Origin of the sequence: Shewanella sp. UCD-KL21 (assembly GCF_001957135.1) — a bacterium.
Taxonomy (GTDB): Bacteria; Pseudomonadota; Gammaproteobacteria; order Enterobacterales; family Shewanellaceae; genus Shewanella.
Genome location: NZ_MPHK01000022.1, coordinates 15,625 through 28,005, shown reverse-complemented (window position 1 = coordinate 28,005; position 12,381 = coordinate 15,625). Strand labels below are relative to the sequence as shown.

Here is a 12,381-nt window from a genome sequence, read left to right as displayed (position 1 = left end):
TAAGGCGGGTTTATACTAAAGTAGAAATAGCGCTTTGTTTTGAACGCTCCCTGAGGTAAAGCCATTAAAACAACTAAAATCATCAAGTTATAATATGCTTAATCAGAACCGAAATTAAACGACTGTTTTAATTTGACGTTTACGTAAACAAAATTCAATGTATAGAATATATACTCTAGACTAATGGAGTTGTAACCGGATCAACATCACAAAAGTTATTGGTTTAGTCGAAAATAAATGCATCTTTTTTTTATAAAAAGTTAAAAAAGTCACAATTTTAAGCATTTTTGCACTAAGGAAGGTCAAAGCCTGCAAATGCAGAAGCCATATTGGTGCAGATAAAAACGCCCAAAGCAGGTGGATTGTAAACATCAATCCACCTGCACAGAGACATTAGCGCCACTATGGCAAGGCGATGGCAACTAATGACTTTGCTATAAGCGACTTTAAACCTCTGCCCACAAAAATGGTCCTTTTAGTTAAAATTTTAAGCCCTAACCTGTAACGACAGCTCCCTAATAAGCAGCCGCTAATAAATACTTCCCGTATTGAACCGTTCCCTAATAAGTAGCGGCTAATGGCTCGCTTGGGTAATGTTTAAGGGGTTTTGGCACGATATTTAGACTTAATCTGAAAGAGCTTTGAGAACCAAGCTGCATAAGATGCTGTTAGGTAGTTAGCCATTATAAGGCTGTGATATGTATAAAGATGAGACTGAAAAACGCTGAGTCGTAACTGAGTCATTGCAACGGTGAACTTAGTTAACATGTATTGCTAAAACAAATTGCGACTATAAAGAAACCACTTTATTTCGGCCTTCAGATTTTGCTTTATATAAGGCCGTATCTGCACGGTTAATGATGGGATCAAGGCTTAGATCATCTGCCGTTATTTGGCTAACACCAAAACTTGCGGTAATTGTAAATTGATGACCAGAAAAGCGAGTATCAATCGACTCAATATCAAAGCGTATTTTTTTCGCTAACTCAACCGCTAATTCTATTGTGGTAAACGGCATAAAAATAGCAAACTCTTCACCACCCATTCGACTGGCGATATCTGTACTGCGGGTATTCGCTGTTATCACCTCAGCAACCTTCTTTAATGCCCAATCCCCAGTACCGTGGCCAAAGCTGTCGTTAATCTGCTTAAATAAGTCTAAATCAATCACGATAACGCTATATTGTCCGCCACGGGCAAGCACTTGGACAAATTCATCCTCGGCTTTTTCTTCGCCAGTACCACGATTTAGCAAGCCGGTGAGTAAATCAATTTGAGCTTGTTTGCGAAATTGATTTCTTTGCATCCATGCGGTGGCAAGCAACAAACTCAAAAATGCCACCGTCCCCGTCAATACAGTAGAAAACATAAACGAAGCGCTTTTTTCGTTATTCATAATGCTGCGCTCTTTCGCTAGCATTTCTTGATCTTGTGCCAGTTTATTTAACTGGCGAGTCTTTTCTGCATTATCAAATTTTGCAACTTGGTATGCCGTTTCTTTGACCTTTTTATCATTAATTAACAGCATCCCTATGGCATGGGATTGCACATGATATTGATAAGCTACTTTAAATTGACCTCGTTTACTGGCCACCATTGAAAGCACATTATAAGCACGTTGCTTAGCCTTATAATTATTAGGCTCGTTAGTCAGTTTATCGACCAATTCGGCATATTCAACTGCCTGCTGGAATTGTTGTAACTGAAAATAAACCTCACTTAAATAAGCATAAATATTATTAATTTCTAACTCAAAATTAAACGGTTGATAAGCTGCTAACGCTTTAAGAAATAACCCTTCTGCGGTTTGATAATGATGGTGTTCAAACTCAACGGTAGCCTTGCCTTTAATGGCCATAGCTGCAATTAACGGGAAATTATTTTGTTGACAATAACCTTGGGTGTCTTCAAATAATTGTAATTGTTCTAGATAAGGGATTTGGTGCAATGATAATTGCGCTGAAGATGTCAGTACCATGGCATAGCAATGGGCTTTGCTATCTTGGCCTTGGTTTAACGTAAAAACAATCTTTGAAAGCCTAAGTACCTCGTCATATTTATCTAAATCTAAATAGGTATTCATTAGCCTGACATAGGAACTGATTTTAATCGAGTTATCTTGAAAACTGTCAATGCGGGCTAGGCTTTTCTCCAGTAGGCTAAAAGCATCTTCATAACGCTTTAAAGGAATACTGGCAGAAATTTTATAGCCGTAAATATTGGTTAATTGCTCATCGTTCGGGTTGAGAAACAGAGCCTTATCTAAAGTCTGCAAGGCATTTTCATATTTTCCCGCCAGAATAAGCCGTACCGACTCAAAAATATAAAGCCTTATTTTTTGCTGTCGACTGAGACTATCAAACAAGCCAAACAGTTCATTAATGGTGGCGCTAGAGGTATCAATATCTTTAAGTATTGATACATCTAGCAGATCTAATTTTTGGTCAATATCGTCAGCGCTGACGTCATCGGCACTCACTGCAGTGCAGAAAATGAATAACGTGGTGCAAAGTAACCGATTAAGCGCTTTTAGCATGAGGTTAAGATTACGATAAATGATGGACGAGTAAAATTGATTTCAGTTCAACATCACCCACCAAGGATTTAACTTGCGCCATATCCCCTGACATCACAGCCTCTATGTCTTTAGCTGATAAACCATTGGCCTGCATAACGCCGCGGGGATCTTTCTTATAAGCCTCTAACAACTTGGCATCTGAGCTTAATTGAGTAAAAAACTCGGTTAAATTTGACATGTTATTTCCTTATTTGTCTTCAAGGTTGGTATCACTATTAATTAGTGACAGCTATCAAGCGCGGTTATTGACCACAATAACCCGCATTCTGTTAACCAATATCATTGGCATTAATCCCTAATTTTTTCATCATCAGCTGATTCAACTTCAGCGGCATTGAAGGCGGGATGAGTAAGGTACTGATCATACTTAACGGCGCAAACGGCAACTCTTTTAAAGGGATATGGTCAATTCTTGGAGATTGAATTGGCAAGTTAGCCGCTTCATATATAACAACTTGGTGATCAAGTGGGTACCATTGGCTTAAATGCTCAACCAAAATCTCCAAGCGCTGTTGATCAGTACTAAACTCGGTCAATGTATGCTCTCCTGCCAAAGCAATTTGCCATAATAGTAAGTAAGTCGCAGGATCAGGATGATGCTGATAAAGCATAAACTGTGTTGCTTCGTAGCTTTGATGACCATTAGAGCCGGGGTCAATGCCTAAATCTGCCCACAAACAGGCTTCAGCAGAAATACCCGGCAGCATATTCGCCTCATAGCCTTCGTTAACTGCTTGCTTAATGGCTAAATGAGATACACAAGAAAATACGCCAGGGTGACCATATAACGCGACCACCACCAGCTTGTCCTGACGAACTTGCTGCAAAATCGCCTCAACCATCTCAGCATAGCTGTCGCGGCGATTCTTCACTTCACCCTCTTGGGCATAATGGCACTGTAATGAGATATGATTGCCATTTAAGCTTTCAAGCCAGCGGTTAGCAAAACCATCAGGCACAATAGAAAATACAATATCTGCATTCTCAATATAACTTTGACTTAATTTACTGATATGCCCAGCAAGTTGCAGTCCCGTTCCTACAAAAACTAAACGTCCAGTCTCACTCGGTTCAACTCTTGGTAATGACATTGTGCTCAATTTTTTCAAAAAAAAAGGTTAAGAGCTTACTGCACTAAATGCCCTAGCATTACGATGGCGGATAACGGCATTTAAAAATAACTCCAGTTACTATCAAACTTATATAAATAGCAGCGCTATTACCATCCCTTTTCAACATTTATGCAACATATTTAGTACCAATAAAATCATCATTGCTCAAATTTGGGGAACTAACTGAGTCACTAATGAGTCATAACCGTCATTGAAGTAGTAATGAAGTATCAATAGCCACTTGTCAGCATAGGGAAGCCTTGGGTATGATGGCGTCAGATTTTTAGGAAATAGCGCAGACAATGATAAATAAAAAACAAAGTCTTACCCTTTTAGGCGCAGTTGCGCTTTCAGTATCACTCAGTGCATGTAGCGTTTTTGACTACTTAATTTACAAGCCAGATATACCACAAGGTAACTACATGGAGTTACAGCAAGTTGAAAAACTGCGTATCGACATGACTAAAGAACAGGCTGAATACATCTTAGGTCGCCCAGTACTGCGTGATAGTTTCGCAGACAACATTTGGTATTATGTATATCACTTTAAAAGTGGTCGTAACGCCCAAGTGACCCATAAAGAACTTATTTTATACTTTGATGGCGACTTGCTCACCAAAGTAGAAGGTGACTACAAGCTTCATGAAGATTTCGAAACACCGTTAAATGAAGGTGCATTACCTTCTGTTTCACCACGGGTGGTTGAGCCGTTATTGCCTGAACAGAAGCAAAAACTTCGAGGCGATGAAAAACCTCTCGTTGAAGAAGAACGCATCGAAAATGAAAATGATGTGCCGCAGCAAGATGAGCAGTAATTTAAAACTGACTTAATCAATCGCACATAAAAAACGGAGAGAATGTGGTCATTCTCTCCGTTTTTATTGCGGCACCCGAAAAGCATGTGGCTATTCGTTTTTAATGTCAGTTAACTTTTGCGCCAGTTATCTTATTGCTGCGGCCTTCTTCTTTGGCTTTTTCAGCACGCTTGCGACGCACATCTTTAGGATCTGCAATTAACGGCCGATATATCTCAATTCGTTGACCGGGCACCAATACTTCATCATGTTTGGCCTGACGGCTAAACACCCCCAGCTTCACCTTGGCTAAGTCAATTTCAGGAAAAAAGCTGACAATATTGCTTTGCTTCACCGCCTCAATAAATGTGGTACCAGGCAGCACATTCACGCTAATAATTTTTTGCTGAGTCGGCAGCGCATAAATCACATCCACTGCAAAAGTTTCAACATCATTTGTCATTGTAAATCACCTTGGCTCTTTCAGTGAATGCCTTCACCATTGAATTCATCAGATCTTTAAACACTTTGCCAAAAGCCAAATCAGCTAATGGATTTGAAAAATCGAAATTTAAATCAAATTCAACTTTACAGGCATCGTCCGTTAACTCGGTAAAGCGCCATAAACCGTCTAAATGTTTAAAAGGACCATTCTCAAGCCTTAACTCAATTGTTTTACCTGGCACCACTTGATTACGAGTGGTGAAGGTTTTACGGATCCCAGCTTTAGAGACATCAACCGACGCCACCATAGTCTGTCCATCAAACTCCAGCACTTTCCCACCCACACAGCCGGGTAAAAATGCATGATATGACTCCACATCATTAACCAGATCATACATCTGCATTGCACTAAATCGAACCAGTACACTTTTTGAAATTTTTGGCATGAAAAACAACACTCATATTAACAATGAGTCGATTTTAACATGCTCCCAAGAAAACGCATCCATTACAGCTTGATGAATGTACTCGCATCTTTAAGCCGTTTGGGTATAATCCACAGATTAGTTTTCTCTCTCCCCCATCTCTGCCACACGTCAACGAGTACGCAGAGTTTTTAAATGGGATAACAGCGGGTATCACACGCGATTATGGTAAAAAAGAATTCAAAAAAATCAAAGAATCCGCCCGCTACGATTACACGTAATAAGCGCGCGACCTTTGAGTTTAAAATCGAAGAAAAAGTCGAAGCCGGTTTAGAGCTTCAAGGCTGGGAAGTAAAGTCTTTGCGTATGGGTAAAGTGACCCTCGCAGATTGCTACGTTTTTATTAAAAACGGTGAAGCCTTTATGCATGGCTGTACCATTCAGCCACTTAATACAGCAACCACCCACGTGGTTTGCGACCCTGTGCGTACTAAAAAGCTGTTATTAAAGCGCAGTGAAATTGATAAACTTGAAGGCTTAATTGAGCGTCAAGGCTACACCTTAGTGCCATTGTCACTTTACTGGCGTAAAAGCGCTTGGGTAAAGGTGGAAATTGGACTCGGTAAAGGTAAAAAAGATCACGATAAACGCCAAGACACTAAAGAACGTGAGTGGAAAGTTGAACAATCTCGAGTAATGAAGAAGTCGAGACTGGACGGATAATGAACAAACGATTGTAACTGTGGTCAAATACATTAGGTATTTTAGTATTTACCCGATACAATCAACAAACTTTGGGGGCGATTCTGGATTCGACAGGATTCACGAAACCCTGGGAGCATGTCGAGGGGCGGTTGGCCTCGTAAAAAGCCGCACTGTTATAGTTGCTAACGACTCTAACTACTCTCTAGCAGCTTAGGCTAGCTAGCCATCTTACCCACGTCTCTCAAATGGGCAGGGATTCAAGATGGTCATATTACATTTGATAGCGAGGGAACTCCGTCCGAGGGTGAACCGCGAAACAGTATCGGACTCGCCAATTGCAATCCTGTCTTTCGGAGTGTACTTGGTTAACCAAAAGAGAGACTAAACATGTAGCGCCTTGGATGTAGGCTTTCTGGACGCGGGTTCAAATCCCGCCGCCTCCACCAAATTCTAAAAATGCCACCTAGCAATAGGTGGCATTTTTTTGCCTTAAATTTGTCGTTCTCGATTACTCATCTTAAAAATTCAGCATCGTCATCAAACTTTACTCTCAAGCGTATTCTGTAATACCCTGTTATCTGGTTATTATTATAAAATACAAGGATAGTTGAATGATTAATCACACCAAGACTCAATGGCAATTAAGCTAATGTCGTCACTAAAAAACCAATACCAGGATTAATAACCCCACATGGATGAATTAAACGAACTAAGTAAATTGCTTATAAGCATTTTTGCTCCATTACTTTTAGTATTTACCATAGTACTTCTGCTCTATTTAACTAGGCATAAAGACAGAAGTAGCTGGGGTTTTTGGAAGTATTTCAGAACTTTCGATCCTAGCCATGGCTTAGGTAGCCAACCATTATTCGCTATAGCTATTGTGTATCCTATTGGTCTCTTTTTCTCTACAGGAATATGGACTTGGAGTGGTTTATCGTTGGAGCTTTCTGCCGATGGTTACAAGCAGTTTATCGAGATTAGTAAACTCCCGCTTGGTTTACTCGCCCTTTCGATCCCTCTAGCGGCTTTAACTGCACGTCTTCATGGCACCAAACAAACTGCTCTACAAATAAGCAAAGCAGAGACACAAATTAATGAAGTTAAACAGAAAAACAAAACTGATTTGTACCTAGCTCACTACAAGCATTTCTGTGAGTATATAGAGCAAGTAGAGACAAAAATTGAGTCTAATAAATTTCCAACCATCTTACAATCAGGTGCCAAAATCAAAATTGATACTAAAAAATGTTATATCAAGTTGTATGAAGACTCTTCATTAAGAAATGGGCCGGGAGGAATTACAACAACAATACTGAACAACTTAACCGAAGAGTTGATATTAAATTTAGCCGAAACGATAAAGTTCATCAAAGAGTTCCCTATAGATGACGAGGATAATCAGCTGTATTTATATGAAAGCCACTTACGGAGAGTCAACACCCAAATTTACTCAATCCTTAGAAAAATGCCAATTCAAAATAAACTAGAATCATTATTCATTTCACAATATATTGGCGATGCATATGACATAGAAGGTGTGTCTACCTTTATAGCAAATATTGAACAACAGCTTGCGTTGACACACTTTATATATTTTCTATATCTTGATATTTATGCATTTGATCTAGACAGTATAATAAACGAACATCTTGAATATAACTTCGTACAATTACATGGCCTGCTCACTGCTTTACCCAAATTTAAACAAAAAATAAGCAGCAGGACGTGGCAACCTAAAAAAACGATGTAGTTTAGAAAAACAGTGAACAACCAATAGTGGCTATACTCGTCATTAAACACCATTAACATCAATCAGCTAACTTAATGATATTACAGTTAAACCCATTAAAGACTGGGCAGCAAGTTGAGTGCTGGCTTTTGGGACCCGGGTTCAAACCCTACTTCTGCACCAAATTCTAAAAGGGCTTAACCGCAAGGTTAAGCCCTTTTTCTTTGGCTAATTCTAACAACTTTTATTAATCCCAATTGTAACTCTTTCGATTCCAATGAGGCGGCGGCAACTGAACTGCCGTCCATAAAAAAACCTGCACTTGGCAGGTTTTTATCAAACTCAATTAACAAGCGATTTAGTTTTGCTTTCTAACAAACTTTGATTTGAGCATCATTTGGCCGTGACCATCAACTTTACAGTCAATATCGTGGTCAGCATCAACAAAACGTTTGATAACCGCTTTAGTTCCAACTTTAAGCACTAATGAAGAACCTTTTACTTTAAGGTCTTTGATCAGCGTCACTTTGTCTTCTTCAGCAAGTAGGTTACCTACTGCATCTTTTAAGATAATTGCATCTGGATCAACGATTTCTTCGTTTGGGTTCCATTCATGAGCACATTCTGGACAAACTAGTTGTGAGCCATCTTCGTATACGTAGGCTGATTCACATTTTGGACATGGTGGGATATTGCTCATGGTGAGTTCTCTTTAAATGAATGATTGTCTGCCTTTAAGCGGCTTAAATAGCACTTTTATTGCAGAAACAGATAGCAGTTATTATACGCAAAATAAGCCATATCTGCTAGGCAGCTTATTTGCTGTGCTTCACAAATTAGCACCTTGATGTGAGGCTGAACTCGCCGAGGTGTTATTTTTATACAAGTGTATTAAAAATGTTATTGCGCTTGTTTTGAGGCAAAAGTCTGCCCTCATAAGGGCTTAGGATCATTGGTGAATTTTCCGAACACTGTTTAAGGCATTTTTTATACTGCAATTTGTTGACCTCGGTGAAATTGCAGCTCATATTGCTTACCAAAGGCTAAGTAATATAGTCGTCTGTAGTTACTTTTTTAAGATACAAGGTCGTGTCTGTGAGTATAGTTGCTCATTATTTACATAAATGGAAAATTAGGCTTGGCATTTTGGTTGCGCTAGTGTGTTTGTGGCCGATTCAAACTTGGCTAATTAATGCAATGACGACAGATGCGTTAAACCCTTATCGCATCACGCTAACCTTGCCACTCTCTGACGCCCTCAATCAAGATTATGGTCTTAGCCCTGATGCTAAAGTGAATAAGGTTTTTGTCAGTGGCAGTTTTTCTGACTGGTATAGTGACGACCCTTATTATCAAATGCAGCCGGTCTCTGCTAACCAATGGCAATATGATCTTTCCATTCATCCCGGTGACATTGAATATAAACTGGTATTGCATCTCGATGGACAACCGACACCGATTTGGATTTTAGACCCGAATAACCCTGAAACAGCCAGTAACCCTTGGGGTGATGCCAACTCATTGTTACATGTGCTTGACTGGCCCAAGATTGCCACCACAGTGCAGCTATTTACTCTATCGATTGTGGGGGCATTTTTACTATTTTGTGTATTAGAGCCTTTTTTATATTGGTTACTGCATTTAAAAATGCCCTTTCACCGTAAACTGATGATCAGCAACATGTTGATCCTTATTTGTGCTCAAGTGGTGTTTTTTGGCTATCAACTACATCAAAGCCGCCAACTGATAAAGCTTTCGGTTAGTGACACCTTGCATAACATGCACTTACTGCTAGCCAGTGAACAAATTGATTTTGATAACATAGCAGACCAGCAACAACAAATATCAACAACCATTGAGCGTTTTTTTCTCCCGCAACTACCCGCATCGATAAAAAACAAAACAGCTTATTTCAAATTACCCTGTCAGATTTTGCCGTGCTGGATAAAAACGGCCAATTAGTCAGCTTGCATCACCGCCGTCAGAATGAAGCCATCCAACAAGATAGAGCCTCAAAGCTTGGCTTTGCTAGCTCTGAAGATTACTTTATGAAAGGCTTATGGGCGCAATTAATTCCCAAGGCACAACAACAAGCGCTTACTGGGCAGTTACTGGTACAAAAACGCCCTCGCAATATGCGTAAAATAGAAACCGCGCGTACCCAACAAGCTGAATGGGTACTAGGTTTTAGCCAGTTGATGCAGCCAATTGTTTACCGAGGCCAATTAAAAGGCTTTTATGGCGCGTCGATTCAAGTAAAGCTTTATGGCACTGAGCTATTAAATATGCTGTTTTTTCAGCTGTTGCTTTTGCTGGGGCTGATTGCGGTAGCCAGCTGGTTGTTTATTCGCGTCGGTAAAATTGTCACCAAAGACATTCTAATACTGACCAGTTGGACCCAAAGAATCGTTAAGGGTAACTTAAACCAAAAACTTTACATAAATAGCCAAGATGAAATTCAACAACTGGCTGAAGATTTTGAATTAATGCGTCACTCCTTGGTGACCAGTTTTAATAAAATTGAGCAGCAAAATACCAATCTGTATACCGAGGCTTATTTTAATAACCTTACAGGCTTACCTAACCGCAAAAAGCTTTACGCTGACTTAGCGGGTAAAACAGCGCACTCTTTAATTGCCTTTAACATTAATCAGTTTGGCCAAATTAATGATTTTTACGGGGTAAAAACTGGTGATGCGACTATCCAAGTCATTGCTAAGCGGATCGTCGCTGCCGCTAGCCAGCACACTGTTTACAAAACCGGTGCTAACGAGTTTGTCGTCACCCTTAGCAATCAAGTTGAAGATCTGCACTTACAACAACTAGCAGAAACCATTATTGATGATGTCACTCAACATGCCATCACCATAGATGGCAACGAGGTATACGTTAACCTCAGCGCCGGTGGTGCACACTGTATTGATAATAATTACTCACAACTGCATCAACATGCTGATTTAGCCAGAAGAATTGCCCTTAAGCAGCTTCAGCGTTATCAGCTGTTTTCCCTATCAATGGTCAACCCACAAGCTTTTGAGCACAACATGCAGCAAAGCCGTATGTTGGCGCTGGCAATACAAAATGATGCCGTAGTGCCCTTTGTGCAATTAATCCAGCCACTGGACGGCAATAGCGCCCCTAAATTTGAATGTTTAATGCGAATAAAACAAGCTGATGGCGATTATTTAACGCCTGCAATGTTTATGAAAACCGCAGTGCAATCGCGCATTTACCCACTCTTGATGCAGAGTATGCTGACAAAATCTTTTGCATTATTTCATCTACAACCCTACGAGTTTTCAGTCAATATCTCTATCGATGATATTGCCCTACCTGAACAAGTGAATCAGCTGCTTAATCTACTGACGCAATATCCTGGGGCGGCGCAAAGATTAACCTTTGAATTACTTGAAAGTGATGAGATAACCAACTACCAATTAGTAAAAGACTTCATTGCAAAAGTAAAACCTTTTGGCTGTAAAATTGCCATTGATGACTTTGGGGCTGGTTATTCTAACTTTAGTCATTTGCTCAGCTTAGATGTGGATATCATTAAGATTGATGGCTCGCTTATCCGTCACCTAGATCATGATAAGAAAGCCCAACATTTAGTTGAAACCGTTTCTGAATTTGCTCGCAAAATGCATATTAAAACTGTGGCTGAATTTGTGGATTCTGACAAGGTGCTAAATATGGTTAAGCACTACCAAATTGACTACGCTCAGGGCTATTTACTGGGTAAACCCCAGCCAACAATTGAGGCGGCATTAGGCTTACCGCGCCCAGTAAAAAAGCAGCTTACAAATAGCCTTAATGAGCCAGTATTTAGTTAACCCTCAGCACTATCTGCAAGCACTAATCACTAAGCACTAATCACTAGGCACTAAGGGCAAACAAAAGCTACCGCAACTCAGTTGCGGTAGCTTTGTAACTCGAAAGCCGGCTCACTCAGCCATGAGCAACGTTTTTATGAGCCTGGTTGCAATTAAACTCCCTCAGCCAATATGGCATCAGATTAGCGTTAAACACAAAACCATGGCCAATAAATAAAACGAGGGCGACTAAATATAGTCGCCCTCGTTTTATTTATTGATGTTAGCTGCTGTTTGATGACAAAATTTAGTTAGCTGCCAACCAATTTTTGTTGAGAATAAACTCGCTCACCCAAGGTGTTAAGCACAGTGCACTCACCATCAAGCACGGCAATTATCGACTTACCCTCTCGAAACTCATCGGGCAATATCACCCTTCCGGCGGCGCTGACATTTAACCCTTTCAGTACAGTATTATTCATCGATAGACCTGCCGGAGCATCATAAAATAATACCGTTACTGTCGCTTTATTATCTTTATCGACTGTGGCTAATGGCTGCGTTACTTCTGTCATAAGTTCACTCTCATCCTTATAAAGCGGCTAACATGACTATTACGTCCTTCGTAGTAAGTCTAGTCTTGAATAGTTGATTTATCGAGAAACTGAACAACATATTACTTACAAAGGTATCGCTAATTTGACTTAGCTCACTGCTTAATGATGATTTTGTTCAAAAATTAGGGAGAATTTTAATTTCTACAGCGGTCATTTTTGTGC

General features: G+C 39.9%; 12 protein-coding genes and 1 other RNA gene. 6 read left to right on the top strand and 7 right to left on the bottom strand.

All coding sequences use genetic code 11. The annotated features are described in order from the left end of the window. Nucleotides 1-790: 790 nt before the first annotated feature. The 3 genes from BM739_RS16645 to BM739_RS16635 all read right to left on the bottom strand — a co-directional run bounded on the left by BM739_RS16645 (nt 791) and on the right by BM739_RS16635 (nt 3,669). On the bottom strand, nt 791-2,536 hold the full coding sequence (locus tag BM739_RS16645; protein ID WP_076542663.1) for a GGDEF domain-containing protein: 1,746 nt from the start codon (nt 2,534-2,536) through the stop codon (nt 791-793). Nucleotides 2,537-2,546: 10 nt separating this feature from the next. Further along, entirely contained in the window at nt 2,547-2,756 is a 210-nt protein-coding gene (locus BM739_RS16640; RefSeq protein WP_076542661.1) for a hypothetical protein, read from the bottom strand. A gap of 91 nt (nt 2,757-2,847) precedes the next feature. After that, nucleotides 2,848-3,669 carry an SAM-dependent methyltransferase gene (locus tag BM739_RS16635; protein WP_076542658.1) on the bottom strand — a complete coding sequence of 274 codons (822 nt, stop codon included), beginning with the start codon at nt 3,667-3,669 and terminating at the stop codon, nt 2,848-2,850. A 323-nt stretch (nt 3,670-3,992) separates the two neighbouring features. On the opposite strand from BM739_RS16635, the gene BM739_RS16630 reads away from it, so the two are divergent. Further along, complete coding sequence (locus BM739_RS16630) at nt 3,993-4,505, top strand: outer membrane protein assembly factor BamE (protein WP_076542656.1); 513 nt, start codon at nt 3,993-3,995, stop codon at nt 4,503-4,505. Between the two features lie 106 nt (nt 4,506-4,611). Here BM739_RS16630 and BM739_RS16625 read toward each other — a convergent pair whose 3' ends face one another. After that, nucleotides 4,612-4,947, bottom strand: a complete 336-nt coding sequence (locus BM739_RS16625) for an RnfH family protein (protein ID WP_076542653.1) — start codon at nt 4,945-4,947, stop codon at nt 4,612-4,614. Beyond that, complete coding sequence (locus BM739_RS16620; RefSeq protein ID WP_076542650.1) at nt 4,937-5,374, bottom strand: type II toxin-antitoxin system RatA family toxin; 438 nt, start codon at nt 5,372-5,374, stop codon at nt 4,937-4,939. The genes BM739_RS16625 and BM739_RS16620 overlap by 11 nt, the downstream gene beginning before the upstream one ends. Nucleotides 5,375-5,578: 204 nt before the next feature. Between BM739_RS16620 and smpB the strand changes: the two genes are divergently transcribed. From smpB to BM739_RS16605, 3 genes are all read left to right on the top strand, one after another. After that, complete coding sequence (gene smpB / locus BM739_RS16615) at nt 5,579-6,076, top strand: SsrA-binding protein SmpB (RefSeq protein ID WP_076542647.1); 498 nt, start codon at nt 5,579-5,581, stop codon at nt 6,074-6,076. A gap of 73 nt (nt 6,077-6,149) precedes the next feature. Beyond that, nucleotides 6,150-6,504, top strand: a transfer-messenger RNA (tmRNA) gene (gene ssrA / locus BM739_RS16610). A gap of 245 nt (nt 6,505-6,749) precedes the next feature. Next, on the top strand, nt 6,750-7,811 hold the full coding sequence (locus BM739_RS16605) for a hypothetical protein (protein ID WP_076542644.1): 1,062 nt from the start codon (nt 6,750-6,752) through the stop codon (nt 7,809-7,811). Between the two features lie 337 nt (nt 7,812-8,148). Here BM739_RS16605 and BM739_RS16600 read toward each other — a convergent pair whose 3' ends face one another. Further along, a complete protein-coding gene (locus tag BM739_RS16600) occupies nt 8,149-8,490 on the bottom strand; it encodes a zinc ribbon domain-containing protein YjdM (RefSeq protein ID WP_076542642.1) in 342 nt (113 codons plus the stop codon). A gap of 395 nt (nt 8,491-8,885) precedes the next feature. On the opposite strand from BM739_RS16600, the gene BM739_RS16595 reads away from it, so the two are divergent. Beyond that, nucleotides 8,886-9,752 carry a glycogen-binding domain-containing protein gene (locus tag BM739_RS16595; protein ID WP_076542639.1) on the top strand — a complete coding sequence of 289 codons (867 nt, stop codon included), beginning with the start codon at nt 8,886-8,888 and terminating at the stop codon, nt 9,750-9,752. Next, the gene (locus BM739_RS16590) at nt 9,728-11,623 is read left to right on the top strand and encodes an EAL domain-containing protein (protein ID WP_076542637.1); all 1,896 of its coding nucleotides are present in this window, start codon (nt 9,728-9,730) and stop codon (nt 11,621-11,623) included. The genes BM739_RS16595 and BM739_RS16590 overlap by 25 nt, the downstream gene beginning before the upstream one ends. Before the next feature lie 290 nt (nt 11,624-11,913). Here the strand turns inward: BM739_RS16590 and BM739_RS16585 are convergent, their stop codons facing one another. Next, complete coding sequence (locus tag BM739_RS16585) at nt 11,914-12,177, bottom strand: TIGR02922 family protein (protein ID WP_076542634.1); 264 nt, start codon at nt 12,175-12,177, stop codon at nt 11,914-11,916. Between the last annotated feature and the right edge of the window lie 204 nt (nt 12,178-12,381).

Coding starts and splice junctions, on each gene's coding strand:
- BM739_RS16645 (WP_076542663.1), bottom strand. CDS start 2,536: ATGCTAAAAGCGCTTAATCGGTTACTTTGCACCACGTTATTCATTTTC.
- BM739_RS16585 (WP_076542634.1), bottom strand. CDS start 12,177: ATGACAGAAGTAACGCAGCCATTAGCCACAGTCGATAAAGATAATAAA.
- BM739_RS16600 (WP_076542642.1), bottom strand. CDS start 8,490: ATGAGCAATATCCCACCATGTCCAAAATGTGAATCAGCCTACGTATAC.
- BM739_RS16630 (WP_076542656.1), top strand. CDS start 3,993: ATGATAAATAAAAAACAAAGTCTTACCCTTTTAGGCGCAGTTGCGCTT.
- BM739_RS16640 (WP_076542661.1), bottom strand. CDS start 2,756: ATGTCAAATTTAACCGAGTTTTTTACTCAATTAAGCTCAGATGCCAAG.
- BM739_RS16620 (WP_076542650.1), bottom strand. CDS start 5,374: ATGCCAAAAATTTCAAAAAGTGTACTGGTTCGATTTAGTGCAATGCAG.
- smpB (WP_076542647.1), top strand. CDS start 5,579: ATGGTAAAAAAGAATTCAAAAAAATCAAAGAATCCGCCCGCTACGATT.
- BM739_RS16625 (WP_076542653.1), bottom strand. CDS start 4,947: ATGACAAATGATGTTGAAACTTTTGCAGTGGATGTGATTTATGCGCTG.
- BM739_RS16635 (WP_076542658.1), bottom strand. CDS start 3,669: ATGTCATTACCAAGAGTTGAACCGAGTGAGACTGGACGTTTAGTTTTT.
- BM739_RS16605 (WP_076542644.1), top strand. CDS start 6,750: ATGGATGAATTAAACGAACTAAGTAAATTGCTTATAAGCATTTTTGCT.